This is a genomic window from Streptomyces sp. NPDC036984 (assembly GCF_055607665.1).
In genome coordinates this window covers 42,519-67,735 of record NZ_JBVJRL010000004.1, presented here as the reverse complement: position 1 = coordinate 67,735, position 25,217 = coordinate 42,519, and the positions used below count along the sequence as shown (strand labels likewise).

Sequence of the window (25,217 nt, the reverse complement as noted above, 5' to 3'; positions counted from 1 at the left end):
AGACCGGCCGACAACCGCTTACCCCGTACCCGGACCCTCTGCGAGCATCGCCCGAAGACCAGGAAGTCCGGACACACGGGGGCCGGGTGACGGGGTTCGTCTTCTCACGCGCGCGTGCGCACCGCCTGCTGCTGGGCGCCGCGTTGCTGACGGTGGTGCTGACCACCGCCGTCCTCGCGACGCTCACCGCGTACGCGGGTGCCATCGGTGACGCGGCGCTGCGCCACGTGCTCGCCGATCCGCGCACCGCGACCGACACCGCGCTGATCGTCAAGGCGGACGTACCGCAGGCCGGGCGGGCCGCCGCCGACACCGCCGTACGCGCCGGCGCCCGGCGGACCTTCGCGGGCTTACCGGTGACCGTGCGGACCCTGCGCCGCTCGGGCCCGTACGCGCTGCCCCGCTCGCTCCAGTCCCCCGCGAGCAGGTCGGGCGACCCGGACCTCACCTACCTCGCGGCACTGGACCGCAGCCGGCTGCGGCTGGCCGCCGGGCGCCTGCCGCGCCCCGCCGCGGGCCCGGTCGAGGTGGCGCTCCCGCAGGCCGCCGCCCGAACGCTGCGGCTGAAGCCGGGCGCCCGGCTCACCCTCGCGAACCGGCTGAAGGGCCCCGCGGTCCGGGTCCGCGTCGTCGGCGTGTACCGCCCCGCCTCGGTGACGGAGCCGTACTGGCGGCTGGACGACCTGCTCGGCCGCGGAGTGAAGACGTCCGGCTTCACGACGTACGGCCCGCTGCTCGCCGACCCCGCCGTCCTCACCGGCGGCCGGGTCAGCGCCGGGCCGACGGCCTGGCTGGCCTCGGCGGACTTCGGCTCGATGTCGACGGCACGGATCGGGGAGCTGCGCCAGGCGGCCCGGGAGGGCAGCACGGCCCTGCGCAAGCCCAGCGCGCTGAGCGGTACGACGGTGTCCCAGACCGCGCTGCCGGACGTGCTGGACCGGGTGGACCGTTCGCTGCTCGTGGCCCGCTCCACCCTGCTGATCGTCGCGCTCCAGCTCGTGCTGCTCGCCGGCTACGCGCTGCTCCTGGTGGCCCGGCTGCTCAGCACCGAACGCGCGGACGAGACCCGGCTGCTGCGCGCCCGCGGCGCCTCCCGCGCCCGGATCGCCGGCCTCGCCGCCGCCGAGGCCCTGCTGCTCGCGCTGCCCGCGGCCGGCTGCGCGCCCCTGCTCGCGGGCCCGCTCACCGCCCTGCTGGCCGGCCACGGCCCGCTGGCCCGGCTCGGCCTGCGCCTGGACCTCCCGCCCGCCGGCCGGCCCGTGGTCTGGCTGGTGGCGGCCGCGGTGGCCCTCGGGTGCGCGCTCGCGGTGACCGTACCGGCGATGACCGGCACCGAGGTGCGGGAGCGGGTGCGCACGCCCGGCCCCCGCCGCGGCTGGTCGCTGCCCTTGAAGCTCCGCCGGAAGCCGGCCCGCACCGCCGTGCCGGCCCCGCTGCGGACCGGCGCCGACCTCGGCCTGCTCGCGATCGCCGCGGTGGCCTACTGGCAGCTGGGCCGGCAGGGATCCGGCGGTGTGACCACCGACCTCCCCCAAGCTCCCGGCTCCGCCCGAGCAGGGGGAACCCCCACGGGCACTCTCGGCATCGATCCGCTGCTGGTGGCCGCGCCCGCGCTGGCCCTGCTCGCCGGGACCGTGCTCACACTGCGGCTGCTGCCGCCGGTGGCACGGTTCGCCGAGCGGTGGGCGGCCCGCGGTCGGGGGCTGCCGGTGGCGCTGGCCGGCTGGCAGTTCAGCCGGCGCACCGCGCGCGACGCGGGCCCGGTGCTGCTGCTCGTCCTCGCCGTCGCGCTCGGCATGCTCGCCATCGGGCAGGCCGCCTCCTGGGACCGCTCGCAGGACGACCAGGCCGACTTCCGGGCCGGGGTGCCGGTGCGGGTGCTGGCCGCCGGGGAGGACGGGCTCGGCCGTACGGACGTGTACGCGGAGCTGCCGCACGTGCGCGCGGCAGCCCCGGCCGTGCGCGGTGCCCAGCCGCTGTCCGGCGACCGTACGGCGACCGTGCTGGCCCTGGACACCGCGCACGCGGCGGACGCGGTGCTGATGCGCCCCGACCTCGCGGACGAACCGGTACGGCCGCTGCTGGCCCGGCTCGCCCCGAAGAGCGCCCCGGCCGGGACCCGGGTGCCCGCGGGCACCGCCCGGCTGCGGCTGACGGCACGCCTGCACAGCTCCACCGGGCCGGGCACCACGACCTCGGTGACGGTGACCCTCGCGGACCGGTACGGGGTGCCGTACCAGCTGCCGTTCGGGCAGCTCCCCGCCGACGGGCGCCCGCACACCCTGACCCTCGGCCTCGGGGCCGGCTCCGGGCCGGCGACCCTCACCGGTCTCCGCCTCGACCTCGCCCAGCCCGGCGAGCGCGCCGAGCGGCACCGGCTCACGGTGGAGAAGCTGACCGCCCACGGCAGTGACGGCGCGGAACACCCGCTGGAGCCGCCCGCCCGGTGGACCACCACCGCGGAGGCCGGCGGGGCCGCCGTGCCGAGCGCCGCCACCAGCCCCACCCGCCCCGAGGTCACCGGCACCCGTCCGCTGACCTTCGCGTACAGCACCGGCTATCTCCCGGACGCCGGCATCTGGACCGTCGCCTCCGTCACGCTCCGGCTCCAGGTGACCCAGGCCGCGCCCGCCGAGGTGCCGGCCGTCGTGACCGACCGCTACCTGGCCGCGGCCGGTGCCCGCACCGGGCAGCGGGTCGACCTCACTTTCGGCGACCGGACCGTGCCGGTACGGATCGCCCGGGCGGTACGGGCCCTGCCCGCCACCACCGATCCGGCGAACTCCGGTGCCCGTGACGGCGGAGCCGTCCTGCTCGACCTGCGCGCCGTGAACCAGGTGCTCCAGAGCCGGTACGGCGAGAGCGCCACCCCCACCGAGTGGTGGCTCGCCACCGCACCCGGCGACGCCGCCCAGGTGGCCGCCGCCCTGCGGGCGTTGCCGGACGTCGGCCCCGGGCAGGTGGTGGTGCGCGACGAGATCGCCGCCGAGCTGCGCGACGACCCCTTCGGCGCCGGTCCCGAGGCCGCGTTCACGGCGGCGGCCGTGGTGGCGGCCGCGCTCGCCGCGGTCGGCTTCGCCGTCGGCGCGGCCGGCGCGCAGCGGGCCCGCGGCGCCGAGTTCGCCGTGCTGCGCGCCCTCGGTGTGCCCCGCCGCCGGCTGGCCCGGACGGTCGCCGCCGAACAGGCCGTCCTCGTGGGCCTGGCACTCGCGGTCGGCCTGGGCCTCGGCACCGTACTGGCCCGTGCCGTCCTGCCGTTGATCGTCCTGACCGGCGAGGCGACACGGCCGGTGCCCGGCCTGCTGGTCCACCTGCCGCCGGGCCGGGTGGCGTTGCTGCTCGCCGCCGTCGCCGCGGTGCCGCTGGCGGTCGCGGCGGTGCCGGCCGTGCGCCGGGCGGATCCGGCGCGGGCGCTGCGCGCACCGGGAGGTGAGTGAGATGGGCCGTCCGGCGCCGCACACGGTCGCGCCCTGGGTGCGGACCCGGCTGCGGGCCGCGCCGGGTGCCGCAGCCGCGCTGGCGTTGCTGGTCGCGCTGACCGCGTGCCTGGCGGGCGCCTTCCCGCGCACGGTCGACCGGTACGAGGACGCGGGCCTGCAGCGGGCGCTCAGGCAGACCCGCCCGGACCACACCACCGTCCGGGTGTCGGCGCCCCAGCCCGACCTCGGCCTGTCCCCCGGGCGGCGCGCCGAGGCGCTGCGCCCCGCCGCGCTGAAACGGCAGTACGAGAAGGTGCTCGGCGCGGTCGGCAGCCCGCTGACCGTGGACCGTACCCAGTCCGCGTACGGTGTCGCCGGCACCGTCAGCCCGGCGGTGCCCGACCCGTGGCTGCCCCGGCCGAGCGGGCTGCCCGCCCATGTCCGGCCGACCGCACAGAGCGGTCTCGCCGACCACGCGCGCGTGCGCGCCGGGCGGCTGCCGCGGGCCGCGCACCCGGTGGACGAGACGACCCGCGAGGTGGAGGCCGCCGTGTCCGCCGCCACCGCCGAGAGCCTGCGCATCAGGGTCGGTTCGGTCATCCACGTACCGGCGCCCGGCCGGCCGCCGCTCGCCGTCCGGATCACCGGCATCCTCACCCCGCGCGATCCCGACGGCGCCTACTGGTCCACCGTCCCGCTGCTGCGCACCCCGGAGCTGGTGACCCTGCCAACCCCCGGCCCGGACCCGGACAGGTACTGGCTCGGCGCGCTGCTGCTCGCCCCGGAGGCGGCCCCCGCCCTGCTGGGCACCAGCACCAACCCGGCCCGCTACTGGCACCTCCCGCCCGACCTGCGCGGCCTGCACGCCCACGACCTGGGCCGGCTGAAGCCGGCCGTCGCCGCCCTGGAGGCCGGGCCGGCGCTGCAGCGCGTCCGCGCCCTCACCGACGAGGGCGCCGACATCGACACCGACCTGGACGACGCCCTCACCGCCTTCTCCCGGCTGCGCTCCGGCGTCTCCCCGCTGGTCGCCGTCGCCGCCGCGGGCACCGCCACGGTCGTCGCCGTCGTCCTGCTCATGGCCGGCGGCCTGGCCGCCGACCGGCGCCGGGCCGAACTCGCCCTGCTGCGCGCCCGCGGCGCCTCCCTGGCCGGACTCGCCGGGCGGCTCCTGGCCGAGACGGCCGTGATCGCCGTGCCGGCGGGCGCGCTCGGCCTCGCCGGGGCCCTGCTCGCGGTCCCCGCGGGCCGGCCCGCCCCCGCCGTCGCCGCGGCCCTGGCCACCACCCTCACCGCGTGCGCCGCCCTCCCGCTGCGCGCCGCGCTCGCCCACCGCACGGTACGGCTGACGGCCCCGCGCGAGGACGTCACCTTCGTACGCCCCTCCCGGCGCCGTACGGTCGCCGAGCTGACGCTGCTGGTGCTGGCCGCCGGTGCGGTGGTCACGCTGCGCCGACGCGGCACGACCGGCGACCAGCTGGTGGCGGTGGCCCCGGTGCTGATCGGCGTCATCGCCGCGCTGCTGCTGCTCCGCCTCCATCCGCTGCTGCTGCGCCGGCTCTCCGGCCCCGCCGGGCGCCTGCGCGGCGCGGTGGGACACCTCTCCCTGGCCCGCGCGGGCCGCACCCAGGGCGCCGCGGTGCTCCCGCTGCTCGCCCTGCTGACCGCGCTGACCACCGCGGCGTTCGGCGGCTCCGTGCTGGCGGGCGTGGCCGAGGCCCGGGACCGGGCGGCCCTGCTCACCGTCGGCGCCGACGCCCGCGCGGACGCGAGCACCCCGCTGCCGGCGGACGTCCCCGGCCGGGTCCGGGCGGTTCCCGGGGTGCGCGCGGTGACTCCCGTCAGCGTCACCTACCAGGCCAGACCGGAGGACGGCCAGGACTCGGTACCGCTGGTGGGCGTGGACCCGCGCGGCTACGCCGAGCTGACGGCCCGCACCGCCCTGGGCACCTTCCCGGCCGGCCGCCTGGCGCCCGGAGACCGGGCCGGCCCCCTCCCCGCCGTCGCCTCCCCCTCGGTGGCCTCCGCGTACGGCACCCGGCGGCCCTTCCTGGTCCGGCTGGAGGACGGCAGCGCGGTCACCGTCCGCATCGTCCTGGTCCGCGACCACACCCCGGCCGTCTCCGCCGCCGACTTCCTCGTGGTGAACCGGGCGGGCCTCGCCGACCCGGCCGGCCGTCCCACGGCCCTTCTGGTGACCGGCCGGCACCTCGACGCGGGCGCGCTGCGCCACGCCGTCGGCGGCGCGGCCGGCGTCCGGATCCGGGCCGAGGAACGCGCCCGGTACGCCGGCTCGCCCCTCCAGTCCGGTGCCGAGCACGTGTACACGGCGGCGGTCGCCGCGGGCGCCGGCTTCGCCGTCCTCGCCCTGCTGCTGTCCCTGCTGCGAGCGGCGCCCGAGCGGGCCGCGCTCCTGGCCCGCCTCCGCACGATGGGCCTCCCCCGTGCGGAGGGCCGCCGCCTGCTGATCCTCGAGTCCCTCCCCCAGTCCGTCCTCGCCGCCGCCGGCTCCACCCTGACCGGCTGGTCCGCGATCCACCTCCTGGCCCCCGGCATCGACCTGACGACGATCGCACTGCCGTCGGCGCAGACTCCTCTGACCGAGGCCCGCTTGCACCCGGACGCCTGGTCATTGACGGTCCCGGCACTCGTGGTCCTCCTGGTCTCCCTGACCGTCGCGGCTCTTCAGGCGTGGTGGACGGGGAGACGGGGGTCGGTGAGGGAACTCCGGGCGGGGGACGGCCGATGAACCCACCAGCTGCGGCCGGCCGTACCCGCTCGGCTGCGGGCAGTCGTGCCGCTCGGGGCGGCACGGGTGGGCGCTGGGGGTACCCCCTGCCCGAAGAGCTCGGGGGAGGCACCCCGCCGGCCCGGGCAAGCGGAACCCACCCCACCCAGCCCCCACACCGGGCAACCCCGCAGGAGACCCCATGACGGAGCCGAGCCTGACCGACCTGGCCAACCGCGTCACCCGGGCCAAGGACGCCCCGGCCTACGGCCACGACGCCCTCATCACCTGCGACCGCCTGGTCCGCATCTTCACCACGGACGGCGTAGAGGTCCAAGCTCTCCAGGGCCTGGACCTCCTCGTCCGCGAGGGCGAGCTCATGGCCCTGGTGGGCGCATCCGGCAGCGGCAAGTCCACCCTCATGAACATCCTCGCCGGCCTGGACACCCCCACCGCCGGCGCGGCCCGCGTCGCCGGCCGCGACCTGCTCACCATGACGGCCGCCGACCGCCTCGCCTACCGCCGCGAGGTCGTCGGCTTCGTCTGGCAGCAGACCGCCCGCAACCTTCTCCCCTACCTCACCGCGGCCCAGAACGTCGCCCTCCCCCTCCAGCTCTCCGGCACCCGCAAGGGCCGCCGTGCCCGCACCGAACGCGCCCTGGAACTGATGGAGTTGCTTCAGGTGGCCGACTGCCGGGACCGCCGTCCGCACCAGATGTCCGGCGGCCAGCAGCAGCGCGTCGCGATCGCCGTGGCCCTGGCGAACGGCCCGGCGGTGCTGCTCGCCGACGAACCCACCGGCGAACTCGACTCCCATACGGCCGCGCAGATCTTCGACGCGTTCCGCACGGCCAACGAGACCCTCGGCACGACGATCGTCATCGTCACCCACGACCAGGCGGTGGCGGGCGAGGTCCGCCGTACCGTGGCGATCCGTGACGGCCGTACCTCCACCGAGGTGTTGCGCCGCAGCGAGATCGACGCGGCGACCGGCCATGAGACGGTCGTCGCCCGCGAGTACGCCATGCTCGACCGCGCGGGCCGCCTCCAGCTGCCCGCCGACTACCTCCGCGCCCTGGACATGCGCGACCGTGTGGCCCTGGAACTGGAGACGGACCACATCGGGGTGTGGCCGGACGACACGCGGTGAGCCGTGCCGGGCCGGAGAGGTGCGCGGCTCAGCGCACGCTGAGCCCGAAGGACCCGAGCCCGGCCTGCCGTACGGCGACCGACCCGTACGGCGTCCGCAGCCGCAGCCAGGTCCCCGAGGAGTACAGCCCGGTGTCGCCGGGCTCGGTCCCCGGCCGCAGGAAGCCCAGCGACTGGGCCGCATGCACGGCCCGCACCGGCAGCCGGGTCCCCTTGATCTGCCGGGACCAGATGTCCCGCCCGATCCGGTCCAGCTCCGCGCGGGTACGCCCCTCGGGCCCCAGCTCCTCGGTACGCGAGCGGAACTCGGCCACCGCGGCGGCGACCGTGGCGCGCAGCACGTCCGGGGCGGGCAGCCCGGGCTCGGACTGCCAGCCGGCGCGCGGCGGCAGCACACCGGCCCACGGCGGTCCGGTGACCGGTGCGGGGACGGCCGCGGTGGCCGCCCGCTCGTCCACGGACTCCAGGAGCTCGCCGGCGGAGACGGTCACATCGAGGGTGACGTCGAGGCCGTCCTCGTACGGCTTGGCCAGCCGCACCGCGCGGACCGCCAGCACCTCGAAGGACGGCGGCCGCCCGAAGACGGCGAGGGCGGTGCGGGCCGCCTGCAACCGCACCGCGGCTCCACGGTCGTAGTGGAGCAGCCGGGAGAGGAAGGCGGCGAGGTCCGCCGCCTCCGTCTCGTCGGCCAGGTGGAGCACCGTCATGCGGCGACGGCCTCCTGTTCGGCATCGTCCCGGTACTCCTGGAGGAACTCCCGCTCCTCCTCGGTGATCCGGCGTGGCCGCTGGGTTTCGAAGTCGAACGGCACGATCACCGTCGAGGCCCGTACGTAGACCAGGTCGTCGTCCTTCACCTCGTAGGCGATGGTGAAGGACGCGGCCCGGATCTCGGTGATCCACAGCTCGATGTCCACGGGGTGGTGCCGGTGGACGAGCTGCCGCTTGTAGTCGATCTCATGACGCGCCACCACGGACCCCTGCTTGAACTCCTTGTCCGGGCGGAACAGGAAGTCGATACGGGCTTCCTCCAGGTACCGGAGGAAGACCACGTTGTTGACGTGGCCGTACGCGTCCATGTCCGCCCAGCGCAGCGGGCAGCGGTAGATGTGCCGCAAGGTTCGATCAGCCCCGGGTCAGCTTCTTGTAGGTGGCGCGGTGCGGACGCGCGGCGTCCGGGCCGAGCCGCTCGATCTTGTTCTTCTCGTACGACTCGAAGTTGCCCTCGAACCAGAACCACTTCGACTCACCCTCGTAGGCGAGGATGTGCGTGGCGACACGGTCGAGGAACCACCGGTCGTGGGAGACGACGACGGCGCAGCCGGGGAAGTCCAGCAGGGCGTTCTCCAGGCTGGAGAGCGTCTCGACGTCGAGGTCGTTGGTGGGCTCGTCGAGGAGCAGCAGGTTGCCGCCCTGCTTCAGGGTCAGCGCCAGGTTGAGCCGGTTGCGCTCACCACCGGAGAGCACGCCGGCCGGCTTCTGCTGGTCCGGCCCCTTGAAGCCGAAGGCGGAGACGTACGCGCGCGACGGCATCTCGACCTGGCCGACGTTGATGTAGTCGAGCCCGTCGGACACGACCTCCCACAGCGTCTTCTTCGGGTCGATGTTCTCGCGGCTCTGGTCGACGTAGGAGATCTTGACGGTCTCGCCGACCTTGATGTCGCCGGAGTCCGGGGTCTCCAGGCCCTGGATCATCTTGAACAGCGTGGTCTTGCCGGCGCCGTTCGGGCCGATGACGCCGACGATGCCGTTGCGCGGCAGCGTGAAGCTGAGCCCGTCGACCAGGACCTTGTCCCCGAAGGCCTTGTTGAGCTTGTCGACCTCGACGACGACGCTGCCGAGCCGCGGCCCCGGCGGGATCTGGATCTCCTCGAAGTCCAGCTTCCGCATCTTCTCGGCCTCGGCGGCCATCTCCTCGTACCGCGCGAGACGGGCCTTGGACTTGGCCTGCCGCCCCTTGGCGTTGGAGCGGACCCACTCCAGCTCTTCCTTGAGGCGCTTCTGCCGCTTGGCGTCCTTCTGGCCCTCGACCTTGAGACGCGTGGCCTTGGTCTCCAGGTACGTGGAGTAGTTGCCCTCGTACGGGTAGGCGCGCCCGCGGTCCAGTTCGAGGATCCACTGGGCGACGTTGTCCAGGAAGTACCGGTCGTGGGTGATGGCCACGACGGTGCCCGGGTACTTGGCCAGGTGCTGCTCCAGCCAGTTCACCGACTCGGCGTCGAGGTGGTTGGTGGGCTCGTCGAGGAGCAGCAGGTCGGGCTGCTCCAGCAGCAGCTTGCAGAGCGCGACGCGGCGCTTCTCACCACCGGAGAGGTTGGTGACGGGCCAGTCGCCGGGCGGGCAGCCGAGGGCGTCCATGGCCTGCTCCAGCTGGGCGTCGAGGTCCCAGGCGTTGGCGTGGTCCAGCTCCTCCTGGAGCTTGCCCATCTCGTCGAGCAGCGCGTCCGAGTAGTCGGTGGCCATGAGCTCGGCGATCTCGTTGAACCGGTCGAGCTTGCCCTTGATCTCGGCGACACCCTCCTGGACGTTCTCCAGGACGGTCTTCTCCTCGTTCAGCGGCGGCTCCTGGAGCAGGATGCCCACGCTGTAGCCCGGCGACAGGAAGGCGTCACCGTTCGACGGCTGCTGCAGTCCGGCCATGATCTGCAGGACGGTCGACTTACCGGCACCGTTCGGCCCGACGACGCCGATCTTCGCGCCCGGCAGGAAGCTCAGGGTGACGTCGTCGAGGATCACCTTGTCGCCGTGCGCTTTGCGCGCCTTGCGCATGGTGTAGATGTACTCAGCCAAGAGAAACCGTCCGGCAACTTGAAATCTGGCAGTGGGCAGATACACCCCATCTTGCCTGACTGCCAGGCTTGGGTGGTAACCCGTCTGACCGGGCGGCTCTGACCTGGGCTTCAACCTGGGGCTTCTCGGGCGGCGACGGTGGCCCGGCCTGCTGACCGGTCGCTCCCCCGGCGGGCCGGGCGGTGACCACCCTCACGAAGGGAACGGTGACCGAGCCCGTCGGGGAGTGGCCGCCGGCCTACGCGCCGGGAGGCGTCTCCTTGCGGCGCAGCACGATCAGGACCGCGCCGCCGATCACCACCAGGCCGATGGCCACGCCCGCGATCATGGGGGTGATGGCGGAGCCGCCGGTCGCGGCCAGGTTGGTGTCGGGGGCCGTGCTGCCGCCCACCGTGGCGGGGCTGGGCTCGGTGCGGAGCTGAGCCGTCTCCGTCGTGATCGCCCCCTGTGTCTTGCAGTCCAGGACGCCGGTGAAGCGGTGGCTGAAGCCGTGCGGGCCGGTGATCGTGACGTCGTAGGCCTGGTCCTCCTGGAGCGGGACGGTCACCGTACGGGAGGCACCCGCGGGGATGGTGTGCTCGGCGCCCAGCAGCCGGAAGGTGAACGGCTTGTCGCCCTTGTTGGCCGCGGTGATGTCCAGGCCGCCCTTGGCGCAGTTCTTGCGGGCCGACACCGCCGGTATGGCCCCTTCGGCCGCCCAGCCGGCCGTCGCCGTCGCGGAGACCGTGGACTCGCTGGAGCCGGCCAGGATCTGGGTCTGGCTGCGGCTCTCGGAGGCGAAGGCCCGGCCCACCGGCACGGTCGTCGACGCCTGCACGGCCAGCTGTGCAGCCCCGTCCGCCGCGTCCTCGGGGATGTCGAGGAACAGCCGGGTGCCGTCCTTCGCCGAGGTGATCACCTTGCCGGTCTTGTCGATGATCCGCACCCCGCCGGCCGCCACGCCCGCCGGCGGGCTCACCGTGACCGCGCCCGCGTTCGTGTGCACGGTCACCGGTCCGAGCAGGTCGCCCGGCCGGCCGGAGACCGCGGGCGGGTCCAGGGTGAGCGAGGCCTGTGGTTCGGCGACGCTCCGGGCGCTCTTCTCCAGATAGTCGGCGAGCTTCTCGGCCTGCGGGTCGACGGCGTCGACCTTCGCGCCGTCGGAGTAGCGCCAGATGGCCACCTGGGTGCCGGCCGCCGCGTCCTGCTCGGTCAGCCCGCTCGTGCCCGCCTGCCGTGCGAGCGCGGCGAGGTCGTTGACCTGGGGGTAGGAGTTCTGGAGGATCCAGCGGATCCGGCCCGCGTCCTTGTTGGTGCCCAGCGAGGTGCCGCTCCAGGGCGTCTCCTGGTATCTGGCGTCCCGCTGGGTCGGGTTGTGGAGGTCGACGCAGTACGTCTGGAGGGTGCCGCCGCCGTCCACGGACATCTCGAACAGGCCCGCGGCCACCCGCTGGTCGCCGCCGTCCTCGTGGATCACTGCCTCGCCGTAGGTCTTCAGGCCGTTGATCGTCGCCGTGGCGCCGCCCTGCGTCTGCGGGGTCTCCTCGGCCACGGCCGTACCGGCGCCGGACAGCACGCCGGCTGTCACGAGGCCGGACACCGTGGTGGCGGCGGCCAGGCGGGCCGTTCCGTTGGACCGGCAGAACCCAGAGAGCGCAGCAAGCACAGAATTCCCCTTCGAGCAGGACCCGTTGGACGTGGGGGACGGTCCCACCAGCAGAATCGGCAGCCCCTAGGGGCACGCCCGGCATCCTATGGATCAGTCGGAGCCTCACCCGCCGGTCGGATCATCCGATGGCCGATCCGATCCGCAATCGTTATCGCCGGGACCGTCCGTGAGCTGGCCGTATCGACAAATCCACCGTTTTGCACAGGGTGTTCGGACGGTACGGACAGCTCGACCGGGGCGGATCACCCGCGGGCCGCGGTGCGGCGCGCGGCTGACGTCATGTCACCGCGACGGCCTCACGGGACTGTTGGGCCGCATCGGCGTCCCGCCCGTCCGGCGGCCTCGGCGTCTCCCAGCTAGGCTCCGGCCGGGCCGCCGTCGGTGGCGCCTCCGGTTTGGCCGCGCGGTGGAAGACCGCCGTACCACGCGACAGGTCGTGACCGATCGTCACGGCGTCGATGTCGGCGGAAGCCCACTGCTGCTGTCCGTCCCGCACTTCCGTGCGCACCTTCAGCCGGCCCTGGACGACGACCGGCTGGCCCACCTCCACGCTGGCCGCCACGTTGACCGCCAGCTGGCGGTTGGCCCACACCGTGAAGAAGTTGGTGTGCCCGTCCGTCCAAGCGCTCTTCTCCCGGTCCCAGTAACGCGCGGTCACCGCCACCCGGAACCGGGCCGACGGCCCCGCCGCCGACTCGCGGTACACCGGCTGGGTCGCCACGTTCCCCACCACGCACACGATGGTCTCGTTCACGGTCTCGCTCCCCTCCCCCGCCCGGCCTCCTCCGGCCGGGCGGACACGCGTACGGGCCCGTCCCGTACGGCTGCGTCTGCCGTGCGGGGGCACGCACGCCTGCCGTAACCGCCCGCACCTCACGCCGACCGCCCGCACCACCCGCCGTGTCTCCGGCCGGACCCGCCGGGCGATCGCCGTGACCTCAGACTGCCTCCGCCGGGCCGGGCCCGCCGAGTGCTGTGGACGGCCAACCGCCTGTGGACAACTCCGCCACCCGCGCGAGTGACACCGCGCCCCGGCGCGCCTCATCCATCTCCACAGCCACCGCTGTCACCAGCTGCGCGCCGGCGTACATCACCTCGTCGCCAGGGCCGCTGGTGGCCTGGATCAGCTGCTGGGCCACCCCGACCGCCCCGCCCTCAGCCCACCCCGGCACCCGCCCCGGCATCGGACCGCACGACCCTGCCGTACTGCTCCCGCACCTCGCGGTAGCGCAGCAGCTCCGACGCCACCGGATCGAGCACGCGGGCCCGGCCGCAGCTCGCCGCCGCCTCCCGCAGCCGCCGTTCCGCCTCCTGGCCGTAGCGCCGGGCGGGCCCCCGGGCCGCCATCCGGCAACCCCACTCCACGAACGGCCCGCCGACGATCCCGCACACCATCAGCAGCACCGGGACGCCCAGGTTGGGCGCCATCACCCCGGCGATCTGCCCGGCCAGCCAGGCACCGCCCACGATCTGGAGCAGGGTCATCGCCGCCTGCACCAGCACGGCCACCGGCCACCAGCCCGGTCGCGGCGGGCGGCCCGGCGGGAGCCCGGCCCGCGCCGCCAGGTCGTCCAGCGCCTCGGACAGCCCCTGGGAGCCGCGTACGGCCGCTTCGCGCACCGCCTGCGCCCAGGGCGTGGGCAACCCGGCCGACGCCCGGTCGCAGACCGTACGGACCGCCTGCTCGACCCGCTGGCGGGCCGTGGCCTCCTCGTCCGCCTGGGTGCGCACCGGGAGCCGGCCCGTCGTGGAGTCGCCCCGGCCCTGGTACCAGCGCCACAGCCGCAGCCAGGGGGTGCCGCAGGCGCGGTTGGCGTTGCGCAGCCAGGCGCGTTCGGCGGCCTCGCCCGCCGCCGTGGCACCCACCGCGTCGGCGAGCCGCGCGGCGAACTCCTCGCGCGCCTCCTCACTCAGGCCGACCCGCCGCCCGGTGGCGTACACGGGCCGCAGCTCGGCCGCGGCGGCGTCCACGTCGGCCGCCACCCGGCGGGCCGCCGCGCCGCGCTCCGCCACGAACTGGCCGAGCGCCTCGCGCAGGTCGCCGACGCCCTCGCCGGTCAGCGCGGACAGTGCGAGCACGGTGGCGCCCGGTTCGCCGTGCTCGCCGAGCGCGATGCCGTCCTCGTCCAGCAGCCGCCGCAGGTCGTCCAGGACCTGGTCGGCGGCGTCCCCGGGCAGCCGGTCCACCTGGTTGAGGACGATGAACATGATCTCCGCGTGGCCCGCCATCGGCCGCAGGTAGCGCTCGTGCAGGATGGCGTCGGCGTACTTCTCGGGGTCGACCACCCAGATGACCGCGTCGACCAGCTTCAGGATCCGGTCGACCTGTTCGCGGTGCTGTACGGCGGCGGAGTCGTGGTCGGGCAGGTCGACCAGGACCAGCCCGCGCAACTGCCCCTCGGCGTCCGCGTTGTGCAGCGGACGGCGGCGCAGCCGGCCCGGGATGCCCAGCCGGTCGATGAGGCTCGCCGCGCCGTCGCTCCAGCTGCACGCGATGGGTGCGGCCGTGGTCGGACGTCGTACCCCGGTCTCCGAGATGGCGACACCGGCGAGCGCGTTGAACAGCTGCGACTTGCCGCTGCCGGTCGCGCCGGCGAGGGCGACGACGGTGTGCCGGCCGGACAGCTTGCGGCGGGCGGCGGCCTCGTCCAGCACACGGCCCGCCTCGGCGAGGGTCCGGGTGTCCAGACGCGTGCGGGAGAGGCCGACGAGCTCGCGCAGGGCGTCCAGGCGGGAGCGCAGCGGGCCGTCGTACGCCAGCGGGGCCGGGGTGTGGCTGCCCGGGCCGCGGTGTGCCGGCTCTCCCGCGGAGGCGCGGTCGGCGGCGAGGGCGGCGGCGTTCGCCTCGGTGACGCGCCGCGCGATGAGACCGTCGTCCCAGGTTTCCTGGGATTCGGCGTCGTTCCCGCCGTCGGCGGCGGCCTTGGGGGACGGCGTGGCGTCCGCTGCGGGGCGGGGTTTCGGCGAGGGGGGCGTGTGCGGCGCGGGAGCGTGCGGGCGGGGGACGGAGACGGCTACGTCGGCGTGGGCGTCTTTCGGGCGGGCGGGGCGATCCCGGCCGTCGGTCTCGTCCTTCACACGCGCGGGGCGATCCCGCCCCTCCGCCTCATCGTTCACACGCGCAGAGCGATCCGCCTCATCGTTCACACGCGCAGAGCGATCCCGCCCCTCCGCCTCGTCCTTCACAGACGCAGGGCGGTCCGGAGTCGGGCCGGCGTCTGGCACGCGCGCGTGAGGAGCGTGGACGGCGTCCTTGCCCGTGCCGCCGCCCTCCGTCCGGCCGTCGCCCCCGTCCCCGTCCCCCTGTGGGTGCCCGCCGCCGCTCGCGTCCCTGACCTCGCCCCTGGCACCGTTCCCGTCCGTGCCCCTGTCCTTGTCGTCGCAGCCGCCGGTGGCGGCGGGGCGGGCGTCCGCGGGGCGACCGGTGCCGGGGCCGTCGTCGCCGCGGGCATCTTTCACGAGGTTGAGGCCGGCTTTCGTGAGGGCGTCGACTCGTTCGACGTTGTCCCGTGCGCCCTCGATGGATCCGGTGTCGCCGCTGTCGCTCCCGTGCTCGGTGCGCGTCATGTGGTCGGTGTGATCCATGTGGTCGTGGTCAGTGACGGCGGTCACCGGTCACCTCTCCTTCAGCAGTACGGACAGCGCGGCGATGAGGTCGGCCTGCGGCTCGGCCCGGACGTCCAGGGCGTCGAGCGGGGCGAGGCGCCGCTCGCGTTCGGCGTGCATGACGCGGTCCACGTGCTCGAGGAGCAGCCGCCCGGCCCGGTCGCGCAGCCGCAGCGCGCCGTGGGCGCCGAGCCGCTCGGCGATCCCCTCGCCCGCGTTGCGCGCCCGGCGACCGCCCAGCACCGCCGTGGCGACGAGGGCGGCGACCACCTCCGGGTCGGGCGCGCCGGTGCGTTCCAGGTGCCGTACCTCGTCCTCGGCGTACTCCTCCAGCTCGCGCCGCCAGCGCCGGGCCGCGAGGCCGATGCGGTGCTCGGCGCGCTCCAGGGAGGTGTCGCGGCCGGTGAGCTCCGGGGCGTCGGCGGCGGGCTCGCGCCGCCAGGCGTCGTCGACGCGCTCGTCGGCGGCGGTGACGGAGCACAGCAGCAGCGCGGCGAGGCTCTCCACAAGGGCGTCGAGGAGTTCCCCGGCGGTGCAGTCCAGGGGGAAGGCACGCCAGCGCTTGAGGGCGTCCCCGGCGAGGACCGCACCGGCCTGGAGGCGGCCCCGTACGCGCGCGTGCTCTTTGTCGTAGGCGGTTTCCACGGCGGAGGTGAGCCGGAGGGCCGCCGCGTACTGGGCGGCGGCCGCGCCGGCCAGCTCGGGCATCCGGGACTTGAGCGAGGCGAGGACGCCGTGGGCGGTGCGGGCCACGACCTGCTGCCGGGCGGAGGGGTCCTGGGCGTGGTGGACGAGCCAGCTCTTCAGGGGCGCGACGGCGGTCGCGGGCAGCAGCCCGGCGCCCCAGGCGGACTCGGGCAGCTCGGGGACGGTGAAGCGGGGTACGTCGCCGAGGCCGGCCTTGGTGAGGAGGGCGCCGTACTGCCGGGAGACCTCGGAGACGACCTGGTGGGGCACCCGGTCCAGGACGGTGACGAGCGTCGCGTCGTACTCCTTGGCGGTACGCAGCAGGTGCCAGGGGACGGCGTCGGCGTAGCGGGCGGCCGTGGTGACCATGATCCAGACGTCGGCGGCGCAGATCAGCTCGGCGGCGAGGACGCGGTTGTCGGCGATGAGGGAGTCGACGTCGGGGGCGTCGAGGAGGGCGAGCCCGCGCGGGAGCGTGTCGGCGGTCTCGATGCGCAGCACGCGCCCGGGATCCTCCTCGGCGAGCAGGAACTCGTCGCCGACGTCCCGGTTCGGTGCCCACACGCGGGTCAGGTCGGGGAGCACGCGCATGCCGCTGAACCAGTGATGATCCTCCGGATGGCAGACGAGCACCGGTGTCCGGGTGGTCGGGCGCAGTACGCCGGCCTCGCTCACCCGTCGGCCGACGAGGGAGTTGACCAGCGTCGACTTGCCCGCGCCGGTGGAGCCGCCGACGACGGCCAGCAGCGGGGCCTCCGGCTGCCGCAGGCGGGGTACGAGATAGTCGTCGAGCTGCGCCAGGAGTTCGTCGCGGTTGGCACGCGCGCGTGGGGCCCCCGCGAGGGGCAGCGGAAAGCGTGCGGCGGCGACACGGTCGCGCAGAGCGGAAAGTGTGTCGAGCAGCTGAGGCCGTACGTCCAAGGTCACCACATGTGAAGAATGCCCAATTTTAGGGGAATTCTGAAGCATATGGACATGTCTGCGCGCCGACGGAACAGAACGGGCAGAAGGGAGGACTAGGACACGGGCACAGGCCAGGCATAACGAGTGCACAACACCCGGTGCGCCAGGCACCAAAAGCGGTGCACGATTCGTACCTGCCTGCGATTATCAGGATCGCTTCACCGAACCTCCACATCGAGCCACGGAGGCGAAGCGACAGGGTCAAGGAACCGGGAGCCCTATCCTTGTCCCCGGCAACGTCACGGATGAGCCCACACCAGGGCACCAGGCACGAGGCCACCCATCCGGCCCCCGTAGCTCAGTGGATAGAGCAGGCGCCTTCTAAGCGCTTGGCCGCAGGTTCGAGTCCTGCCGGGGGCGCCAGTCTCCGCCCTCCCGCTTGGGAGGGCTTTTTGCTGGTCAGGCGGGTAGCACTGACCACCACGAAGCCTCGGACGCCCTCTTGATGATCAAGGGCAGACTCCGGGGCTGTCCGGTTGTCACCGAGTTGTGGCGGGTGGCCGTGCCGAATGCGTGTGGAAGTTCTCGACCCGGGGAAGATCAGCCAACGCCCGGCATGTTCCGGTTGTCGCACACGCGCCGCCCGCTGGGCGACTCGAAGACGTGCGGGGGCAGTACGGCCTTACGCGCGCTGCGCCACGCCCCTCGGATGACGGAGCCGGCGACGATGCCACCCGACTCCCCTTGGCAGAGCAGATCACCCGGCTGGAGCTGTTGCCCGGCGATGTGTCGGCGCAGAACGCCGGGCCGTGCGAGGTCGCTCGACAGCAGCCGGCAACGGCCGATGACGGCCCCGCAGCGGCGCACTGACAACACCCCGACCAGTAAAACCCAGCTCCCGAAGATTCCCGGCAAGACCGAGGGCAAGGAGCTGCAGACGGTGACGCACCGATGCGGCCACAGCCGGATCGACGAGCGAGCACCGAACCGCTTCTCGGCACGCCGAGTTGCAGAGAGATCGAACTCGTGAAGCGGGTGTCGCTTCACGCTCCGTCGTTTCGGCTGCGGGGCCCGTACTGAGAAGCGTCGGTGAAGATGAGCCGTGGCGAACTACTGATCATCATCAGAGAGCCCAGGCCGAGTGCCACACGCCCGAGCACTGCGGTGCCCTCCCAGTAGTGCGGGGACCCGAAGACCACCCAAGCGCCCAACGCGATGCCTGCGATCACAACCACCAGTCCACTGATACGACGTAAGCCGTGACTCATGGGCTCATCCTTGCCCATGGCGGATCAGTGCTCAACTGCCGAAGCGCCACTCTCCCATCGCCTTTGGCCGCCGGGATGCCTTCCCAGCGGACAACGGACAGCCGGCGGACCTGCCGATCGCTGTCGAGTCCGCCAGCGCCAGTTGCACCGCATGCCGCCTTCGATGCTCGCCGAGATACGCGTACCCCGGGCCCACACAGCTGCCCGGTGACGCGGTCCGTCTTCCGTCTGCTTCGCCTCGACGACGTGATCCTGGCCGGGCCGTCAAGGCATGTCTGCCGGATGGCTTCCTGGCCCTCCCCGGCTCGGACCCCATGGACCGAACCGAATGTCACCAGTGGGCCACCGCGCGGGCTGCCTCGGCAGGACATGCCCGGGGGTAGGCCAGGGCCCCGTGAAAGGGAGATACCCGGGCGAAAACCGTTACCTGCGGTGCGCGGGGAGCGTTGAGGAAACGTGCGGCCGCGTCGGTGCGGGCGCGTTTATCGACTGTCGACTCAAAGGAGAACCGTGATGTCTCGCATCGCGAAGGTGGCGACCCTCGGTCTGGGCACGTCCGCCCTGGTCCTCAGCGGGGCCGGTCTGGCCTCGGCCGCCGCGGATGCCAACGGCGGAGCCGTCAACTCGCCCGGAGTGGTTTCGGGGAACGAGCTCCAGGCACCCGTCCACGTGCCGGCGAACCTGTGCGGGAACACCGTGAGCGCGCTCTTCAGTCTGATGAACCCGTCCTACGGCAACGCCTGCGGCAACGCCGACGGTCAGTAGGAGGACGAGGACCACTACGGCCTCTGATCACAGCCCACGCCCCACACACAGCAAACACGGCTGAGCCCTTGGCGGAGTCCGACCGCCGGGCTCAGCCGTAGGTGTACCTCTCTCGGGTAGCGGCAGACGCCCATGCCCTCCACCTGATCCGGCACCACCCTCCTTGGAGGCGCCGTCACGTGCCGCGCCATCACCCACCCTCGGTGCGCGCCGCGGCCCTGTGGACACCACCGCCACACAGCACGCGTTCACCGGTGCTCCACGACCGGGTGGTCGAGCCACAACAGGGGCCATGCCCTGCTGCCAGGCCCCGCACCTCTGCCCGAACCCCTGCTGCACCGGCGCGTCGGCGCACCGACGTTCATGCGCTCGTGCGTCGTGACGGTTCCTCCCCGATGTGGTCACCACTCCGGCAGGTCCTTCCGCATGGCCCTGCGGCCCGGCGTCCCTTCCGCACGGTACGGCCCCGGTCTCCTGTCCCTGACCCAGGGTGCAAGGTAGCGGCGGCCACAGAAACTCGCCTTCGCGGCCCGGCCGTCGTCGGGGGCTCGGCCCGAGGGCTCGATGCGGTCTCTGCGGCACTGCACGAGCAGGGCCTCGCTCGGCCGGTCCTCCACCAGTTCCACCGGGCAGACCTCATCGGCGAGCCAGCCGGTCAGCCGTTCCTCGTCGGCTCGGGTCGCCGGGCGGAACCCGAGGGCCTCGCGGATCTGCGTACGGTGGCCCTTTGCGGAGCGGAACGACAGGTCGTACTTCGCCAAGTCCTCGGTCGGCACCTTGACCACGTCGGCCACGTAGTCGACCGCGGCCGGCGGAAACTCCTCCACAAACTGAGGGAACCCGGCCCCCCAGCTCGAAGAACTTCAGCATCAGCACGAATCCGAACCTGGTCGGGCCGGACTTGTTCGCGACCAAGTGCCAGTCGCTGCCCACCGGCGTCCAGCAGGCCACCACGTCCTCTGGCGACCACTCCCGGCGCATGAACGCTCCCACCCCTCCACCGACTACTCGTTTGGCCTGACGAACCGGCCAGACACGAAGCAACGGGAGAGCAGAAGGGAGCGGCGGCTACTTTGCACCGTGGGTCAGAGACAGGAGACCGGGGCCGGTACCGGCAGACCGCAAACCGCGGATCCGGTGGCCGCGGTACGTCTCGCCCGAAGCGGCCGCTTCGGGGAGCGCCGTTCGCCGTGGACACCGGGCGGCGACGGGGGAGGCCCAGAGCTGCACCGGCCGCGCACCGCCCTCCGGAGACCCCGAAGGCCCAGGACCGCCCTGCCTCCCCGGCGCCCCGGAGCAGCCGTGTGCGCACGGCGGCCATGGTGTCCCCGAGTCTCAGGACGACGCGGTGACGCGAAGGTGTTCCCGGGTTCAGTCCGGCCTTCGACGTCCCGGGGTCCACCCGGGACGTCCCCGCCGGTCCTGGCCGGTGTCCCGCTGTGGGACGCTCTCGCACCCGCACCCACCGCGGTCCCCACGCCCGCGCAATTCCCCCGGACCCGCCCATCGGTCGTCCGGATCACATGACAGCCCATCGGGTTTCACAGCATGACGCGACCGTGGCCGACGCCGGTGCGGTCGGCGGGCAGCGCGAAGTCCGCTGGGCGCCACACTGCGGCCGAGGGTGCTTCTGGAGTGACCGTCGGCTGTGATCGGATGGCACGGGTGGGAGCCGCATGGTCCTTGGACACCACCGGGCGGATCAGGATCCACAGCAGGTAGGCCAGGCCGAGGGCGGCGGCGGTGCCCACGGCCCCCCACAGCAGCAGTGACAGGGTTCCGTGCCGGTGGCCCTCGGTGCGGGGCGTGTGTCTGCCGAAGCGCCGGCGCAGCAGCTGGACCGCCGTGTTCCCCAGGTTCCAGAGAATGAGCGCGGCGCCGAGCAGCGGCAGCACAAGGAAGAGGATCTGCACGCAGGCCGCCGCGGTGCTCAGCACGGGTGTGGTGCTGGTGGTGGCCTTGCTGACGAGCGCGACGGCGGCAGCCCATGCCGTGGTCGTCATCTCGGGCAGCCGGAAGACGACGAGGCCGAGTTGTGTTCCGAGGGCGGGCAGTACGGTGAGGACCCAGATCGTGACGACGACCTGGGGCCACCGCTTGAGGGCCTGGAGCCGCTCTTCCGGTGGGCGTCGCAGGAGAGTGCGGCGCAGGATGGGGCCGATGTACTTGAACAGGTCAGGGATGCCGACCAGGTCCGAGATGATGTAGTAGCCGTCGAAACGCAGGGTCGGCAGAAGCTGCTGGACCATTTCGAGGTTGACGAGCAGGATCGCCGCCAGCAGTACCGGGGACGGACTGCGCAGCTGCAGCACGATCAGACCGAGGATGAACAGGCTGTTGAAGTAGACGCCGCCCAGGTCGGTGCGCAGTCGCCCGACGCGGTCGAGCCGATAGGAGTTGGTGACGTCCGTGTAGAAGGCCGGCCACACCAGGTAGAGCCCGCACCCCATGACCCCGGGGCGTACGTTCCCGTAACGGCAAGCCGCGGCGTGGCCGATCTCGTGGAAGGCGGCAGACGCCAGCGCCAGTCCGATCATGATGAGAGTGCCGCCGGGGTCGGACATCACCCCGATCATGGCGAGACCGGGATCCTGAGTGCCGAACAGGTAGATCTCGGCCGCCAGGAACGTCGATACGACCAGCAGCACGAGGAGGGGCTGGAACAGCCAGGAAAAGATCCCCGCGACGATCCAGGCGCCGTTTTCGGACACCACTGCGGTGCGGTGGCGCAGACCGAGGAACGCGTGCTCGGTCTTGGCGAAGTCGGCGAGGGTGCCGTCGCTTCGCGTGGTGATCCCCAGCGGTGCGAGCTTGTTGTCGAGCACGAAGGCCACATGGTCGGCGCCGAACGTACGACCGGTGGTCCGGGTGAGTTCCTGCGCCACACGGTCGAGGAGCTGACGCCCGTCGCCCGATCTCGCCGCCTCGGCCTGGTGTCGCTCCAGACTCCTTGCGGTCTTGTAGAGCACGTCGGGCAGCTGGATGACCTGCCCGTCGAAGCGGTGCACCAGGTGGGGTGGATGGCGGTATCCGGAACCGGCGAACTCGCCTACCAACTCGGTTCCCTCGGTGAGCATGGGCACTGCCCCGACGGGGGCAGGCGGCTCCGACTGAACCGGTGTGGGTGCTTGCGTACTGATGGCGATCTCCCAAAGGGGATAGTTCTCCCGCCGGGGCCTCGCGGCGGCCGGCCCCGTTCGTGCTCCTCCGCCTGCGCTGGACGCGTTCCAGAGCCGCCCACCGCAGTCCCGGCCGCAGGGCCTTTCCGGTGCACCGCTACCTGCGTCACGGTGACTGCGGCAGGCGCGGGGAGCCGTGCGCCGCAGGTGGCGGTGATCGCAGCCGACCCGCTCGTCGTGCCGCTGTTTCGGGCCGAGGCCCAGCGCCGAGCAACCCCAGCGTGCCGTCGACATGCGACACACCGGCCCGGCGGGCATGGGCGACCGGGGCTCCGCCACCGCTACCGCGTACGTCACCGCCTGCGAGAAGCTGGAGGTGATGTGTGCTGTTGTCGGAAAGTACGAAGAGGACCCATGTTCTTTCCGGGGCTCCCATGCCACAAGGCGGGGCCGTGGCACCCGGCGAGACACCCGACGCCTCTTCGGGCACCGAAAGCACACACCGTCATGAACATGGTCCGACATGTGGACAGCGGCCGGGGACAGGGTGCCCCGGCCGCTGCCGTCAAGACTAGAAGGTGCTGCTGGCCACGGAGGGGCTGCAGACCTGCTGCGTGTTCTGGAACCCAGCGACGAGGCCGAGGACGCCGGCCGGCTGGGTCGACTGGACCGAGCAGACCGGGGTGCTGACGATGTTGCTGCCGTCGTTGCCGCCACCACCACCGTGGCCGCCGTTGTCGCCGCCATCACCGTAGCCGCCGTCGTCGCCGCCACCACCGTAGAAGGCGGACAGCACCGCGCGCTCCGGCAGCATCTCGCCCGTCAGGCCGTCGAGCTCTTCAAAGCTGATCTTCGACACGGAATTTCTTCCCTTCGGTTTTCTGCGATGGAGTCCCGCCGTTGCGGAATCCCCGTAAGCAGGATTGAACACCCAGAACAACGACCCCTCCAGCAAGAGGATCCGCGCCTTCACCCGTATAGCCAAAAGTTGCCACAGATGGAGGAAGGGAGAGGGACGACGGCCGCCGCCTCACCTTTCCCAGCAAGCCTGCGGACGTGCCCTGCGGCGCCCTGATGAAGGTGGGTTTTGGGCGCCAGAAGCGGCGCGGCGGCCACGTGCCCTGTCGGCGCCCTGTGCCAGTGGTGTCTTCTGTTATAAGTTGCCGCGATCGTCTTCAGGTGGTCCGACATAAGAACAGCGGCCGGGGAAAGGGTGCCCCGGCCGCTGCCGTCAAGACTAGAAGGTGCTGCTGGCCACGGAGGCGCTGCAGACCTGCTGCGTGTTCTGGAACCCAGTGACGAGGGCGAGGACGCCGGCCGGCTGGGTCGACTGGACCGAGCAGACCGGGGTGCTGACGATGTTGCTGCCGTCGTTGCCGCCGCCACCACCGTAGAAGGCGGACAGCACCGCGCGCTCCGGCAGCATCTCGCCCGTCAGGCCGTCGAGCTCTTCAAAGCTGATCTTCGACACGGAATTTCTTCCCTTCGGTTTTCTGCGATGGAGTCCCGCCGTTGCGGAATCTCCGTGAGCAGGATTGAACACCCGGAACAACGGCCCCATCCAGCAAGAAGATTCGCGCCTTCACCCGTATGGCCAGGAGTTGCCACAGATGGAGCAACGGAAAAGACAAGTCTCATTTATCAGCTCCATGCGCATTGCCGATCCGTGACTGATCTGCTGCACGCTCGGCGGCCGTCGGCGCACAATGTGAGGAACCCGCCGAATGAGCCTGATGCAATGTCACCCGCGTCAGCTCATGCGTACCGGTAGATCCGGCCGACATCCTCCAGTTCGCCCGGAGTCGCGTCCCACGGCGGCAGCTTCTGGTGCCGTGCCACGATCCGGTCGTGCTGCTCCTCACCGGGTCCCGGCGGTGTCTCGGGAAGATAGCGGGCCCCGCCGTGCCGGCGCTGCCAGCGGTACCACTGCAGGTCGATGAAGGCGTGGTGCAGCCAGAAGACGGGATCGTTGACGGAGGCGGCGCCGAGCATCACCCCGCCGACCCAGCGGTGCACCCGGTTGTGGTTGCGCCAGGAGGCGCCACCCCGCCCGGTGCCCCAGCCCTCCAGTTTGTTGCGGAAACCTCGCGTGACCGTCGAATCCCAGGGCGCGGCGTCGTAGGCGGGATCCTCCAGCGCCCACGCCAGGTCGCTCTTCGTGGGCAGGTCGATCGGATCGCGCGAGTGGCCGAGGTCCCGGGTGAGGAACACCTCGTCGGTCACGCCCACCTTGATGGTCCAGTTGCCCTCCCGATAGGCGAACGGGCCGGTCATCACCTGGCGGTCGGAGCGGCGCCCGTCCCCGCCGAGGAGGTCCTCCGTCCAGGGGAGGGATGTGGTCGTGCGGTCGCGCGTCCAGTCCCAGTACGGAACGGTCACCGAGGAGTCCACACGGCGCAACGCCTCCTCCAGATCGAGCAGGAACCGGCGATGCCAGGGCAGGAAGGAGGGCGCCATGTGCGCGGTGCGCAGTCCCTGCTCGCCGTCAGAGGCGAAATACTGGATGTGCGTTCGCACGAACTCGTCGTACTGGCCTTGCCGCTTGACCTCCAGCAGCGCGTTGACGAACCGGCGCATCTCGTCCCTCGTGAGCGTGCCGACGTCCTTACGCACGTACGCCATGCCGGCCCCCCGTGTGCGGGTGTCCCGCGCCGTCCGCGTCCTGAGCAAGGTCGCGCAGCCGCCGTCCCGGGCCGAGTTCCTCGACGACGGCGCGGGCGGCCTCGAGCGGTGTCCGGTACGACCGGTAGTGGTCGACCATGCTCAGCCAGGTGTCGTCGGCGCGGCGCATCAGGTGCAGAGGGCGGCCGTCCACGGTGACGTGCCACTGGCCGGCTACGCCTGCGCCGCGGGCGGGGGTCCACACACCTCGGATGCGGCTGCCGTGATGGGTCTGGTCGAAGGCGGTGTCGCCCGACTTGTCCCCGGGTGCGGATCCCGGGCGCGAAGGCAGGCATGCCTCGGCCATGGGGGCCAGGACGGCGGCGAGCGCGCAGGCGAGCAGACGGCGCGCCGCATTCCGCCGTGTTCTGCCCGCCGGTTCAGACCGCACCGGGCCCGGTGCTCCGTCCTCGGTACCCGCCGGTTCTCCACCGACGCTGACGACCATGGCTCACTCCTCGTCCGGTCCGGTTGT

Annotated in this window: 17 protein-coding genes and 1 tRNA gene; 5 read left to right on the top strand and 13 right to left on the bottom strand. The window is 72.9% G+C overall.

Annotated features, from left to right (window positions below; translation table 11 throughout):
• The first annotated feature begins 86 nt into the window (after positions 1–86).
• The 3 genes from ACZ7DL_RS09715 to ACZ7DL_RS09705 all read left to right on the top strand — a co-directional run bounded on the left by ACZ7DL_RS09715 (position 87) and on the right by ACZ7DL_RS09705 (position 7,297).
• The gene (locus ACZ7DL_RS09715) at positions 87–3,437 is read left to right on the top strand and encodes an FtsX-like permease family protein (RefSeq protein ID WP_470772893.1); all 3,351 of its coding nucleotides are present in this window, start codon (positions 87–89) and stop codon (positions 3,435–3,437) included.
• A gap of 1 nt (position 3,438) precedes the next feature.
• Positions 3,439–6,168, top strand: a complete 2,730-nt coding sequence (locus ACZ7DL_RS09710; protein WP_470772892.1) for an ABC transporter permease — start codon at positions 3,439–3,441, stop codon at positions 6,166–6,168.
• A 181-nt stretch (positions 6,169–6,349) separates the two neighbouring features.
• On the top strand, positions 6,350–7,297 hold the full coding sequence (locus tag ACZ7DL_RS09705) for an ABC transporter ATP-binding protein (RefSeq protein ID WP_470772890.1): 948 nt from the start codon (positions 6,350–6,352) through the stop codon (positions 7,295–7,297).
• Between the two features lie 28 nt (positions 7,298–7,325).
• Here the strand turns inward: ACZ7DL_RS09705 and ACZ7DL_RS09700 are convergent, their stop codons facing one another.
• The 7 genes from ACZ7DL_RS09700 to ACZ7DL_RS09670 form a co-directional block, all read right to left on the bottom strand.
• Positions 7,326–8,003, bottom strand: a complete 678-nt coding sequence (locus ACZ7DL_RS09700) for a DUF8185 domain-containing protein (RefSeq protein ID WP_470772888.1) — start codon at positions 8,001–8,003, stop codon at positions 7,326–7,328.
• Positions 8,000–8,413 carry an acyl-CoA thioesterase gene (locus ACZ7DL_RS09695; protein ID WP_470772886.1) on the bottom strand — a complete coding sequence of 138 codons (414 nt, stop codon included), beginning with the start codon at positions 8,411–8,413 and terminating at the stop codon, positions 8,000–8,002. The genes ACZ7DL_RS09700 and ACZ7DL_RS09695 overlap by 4 nt, the downstream gene beginning before the upstream one ends.
• A gap of 7 nt (positions 8,414–8,420) precedes the next feature.
• Positions 8,421–10,085 carry an energy-dependent translational throttle protein EttA gene (gene ettA, locus ACZ7DL_RS09690; RefSeq protein ID WP_470772884.1) on the bottom strand — a complete coding sequence of 555 codons (1,665 nt, stop codon included), beginning with the start codon at positions 10,083–10,085 and terminating at the stop codon, positions 8,421–8,423.
• A gap of 238 nt (positions 10,086–10,323) precedes the next feature.
• Positions 10,324–11,682: a Cys-Gln thioester bond-forming surface protein gene (locus tag ACZ7DL_RS09685; RefSeq protein ID WP_470773565.1), complete on the bottom strand. Its 1,359-nt coding sequence runs from the start codon at positions 11,680–11,682 to the stop codon at positions 10,324–10,326.
• A 328-nt stretch (positions 11,683–12,010) separates the two neighbouring features.
• Positions 12,011–12,487: a single-stranded DNA-binding protein gene (locus tag ACZ7DL_RS09680; protein WP_470772882.1), complete on the bottom strand. Its 477-nt coding sequence runs from the start codon at positions 12,485–12,487 to the stop codon at positions 12,011–12,013.
• Positions 12,488–12,888: 401 nt separating this feature from the next.
• Entirely contained in the window at positions 12,889–15,345 is a 2,457-nt protein-coding gene (locus ACZ7DL_RS09675; RefSeq protein WP_470772880.1) for a YfjP family GTPase, read from the bottom strand.
• A gap of 3 nt (positions 15,346–15,348) precedes the next feature.
• Positions 15,349–16,956 (bottom strand): dynamin family protein, encoded by a 1,608-nt coding sequence (locus ACZ7DL_RS09670; RefSeq protein WP_470772878.1) that lies wholly within the window; start codon positions 16,954–16,956, stop codon positions 15,349–15,351.
• Positions 16,957–17,276: 320 nt separating this feature from the next.
• Here ACZ7DL_RS09670 and ACZ7DL_RS09665 point away from each other — a divergent pair.
• Both ACZ7DL_RS09665 and ACZ7DL_RS09660 read left to right on the top strand, forming a co-directional pair.
• Positions 17,277–17,352: transfer RNA gene (locus tag ACZ7DL_RS09665), tRNA-Arg, on the top strand.
• A 1,358-nt stretch (positions 17,353–18,710) separates the two neighbouring features.
• Positions 18,711–18,962: a chaplin gene (locus ACZ7DL_RS09660; RefSeq protein ID WP_470772877.1), complete on the top strand. Its 252-nt coding sequence runs from the start codon at positions 18,711–18,713 to the stop codon at positions 18,960–18,962.
• A 401-nt stretch (positions 18,963–19,363) separates the two neighbouring features.
• Here the strand turns inward: ACZ7DL_RS09660 and ACZ7DL_RS09655 are convergent, their stop codons facing one another.
• The 6 genes from ACZ7DL_RS09655 to ACZ7DL_RS09630 all read right to left on the bottom strand — a co-directional run bounded on the left by ACZ7DL_RS09655 (position 19,364) and on the right by ACZ7DL_RS09630 (position 25,190).
• On the bottom strand, positions 19,364–19,789 hold the full coding sequence (locus tag ACZ7DL_RS09655) for a DUF4158 domain-containing protein (RefSeq protein ID WP_470772875.1): 426 nt from the start codon (positions 19,787–19,789) through the stop codon (positions 19,364–19,366).
• 714 nt (positions 19,790–20,503) lie between these two features.
• Positions 20,504–22,039, bottom strand: a complete 1,536-nt coding sequence (locus ACZ7DL_RS09650; protein ID WP_470772873.1) for a hypothetical protein — start codon at positions 22,037–22,039, stop codon at positions 20,504–20,506.
• Positions 22,040–22,652: 613 nt separating this feature from the next.
• Positions 22,653–22,940: a hypothetical protein gene (locus ACZ7DL_RS09645; protein WP_470772871.1), complete on the bottom strand. Its 288-nt coding sequence runs from the start codon at positions 22,938–22,940 to the stop codon at positions 22,653–22,655.
• Between the two features lie 378 nt (positions 22,941–23,318).
• On the bottom strand, positions 23,319–23,552 hold the full coding sequence (locus ACZ7DL_RS09640) for a hypothetical protein (RefSeq protein WP_470772869.1): 234 nt from the start codon (positions 23,550–23,552) through the stop codon (positions 23,319–23,321).
• Between the two features lie 284 nt (positions 23,553–23,836).
• Positions 23,837–24,703 (bottom strand): tyrosinase family protein, encoded by an 867-nt coding sequence (locus ACZ7DL_RS09635; protein ID WP_470772868.1) that lies wholly within the window; start codon positions 24,701–24,703, stop codon positions 23,837–23,839.
• Positions 24,687–25,190 (bottom strand): tyrosinase family oxidase copper chaperone, encoded by a 504-nt coding sequence (locus ACZ7DL_RS09630; protein WP_470772866.1) that lies wholly within the window; start codon positions 25,188–25,190, stop codon positions 24,687–24,689. Before ACZ7DL_RS09630 ends, ACZ7DL_RS09635 begins: the two co-directional genes overlap by 17 nt.
• Positions 25,191–25,217 lie beyond the last annotated feature (27 nt).

Bases quoted from the DNA above. Each gene is read 5' to 3' on its own strand.
- ACZ7DL_RS09710 (WP_470772892.1), top strand. From the start codon at position 3,439: ATGGGCCGTCCGGCGCCGCACACGGTCGCGCCCTGGGTGCGGACCCGG.
- ACZ7DL_RS09700 (WP_470772888.1), bottom strand. From the start codon at position 8,003: ATGACGGTGCTCCACCTGGCCGACGAGACGGAGGCGGCGGACCTCGCC.
- ACZ7DL_RS09630 (WP_470772866.1), bottom strand. From the start codon at position 25,190: ATGGTCGTCAGCGTCGGTGGAGAACCGGCGGGTACCGAGGACGGAGCA.
- ACZ7DL_RS09660 (WP_470772877.1), top strand. From the start codon at position 18,711: ATGTCTCGCATCGCGAAGGTGGCGACCCTCGGTCTGGGCACGTCCGCC.
- ACZ7DL_RS09650 (WP_470772873.1), bottom strand. From the start codon at position 22,039: ATGCTCACCGAGGGAACCGAGTTGGTAGGCGAGTTCGCCGGTTCCGGA.
- ACZ7DL_RS09635 (WP_470772868.1), bottom strand. From the start codon at position 24,703: ATGGCGTACGTGCGTAAGGACGTCGGCACGCTCACGAGGGACGAGATG.
- ACZ7DL_RS09705 (WP_470772890.1), top strand. From the start codon at position 6,350: ATGACGGAGCCGAGCCTGACCGACCTGGCCAACCGCGTCACCCGGGCC.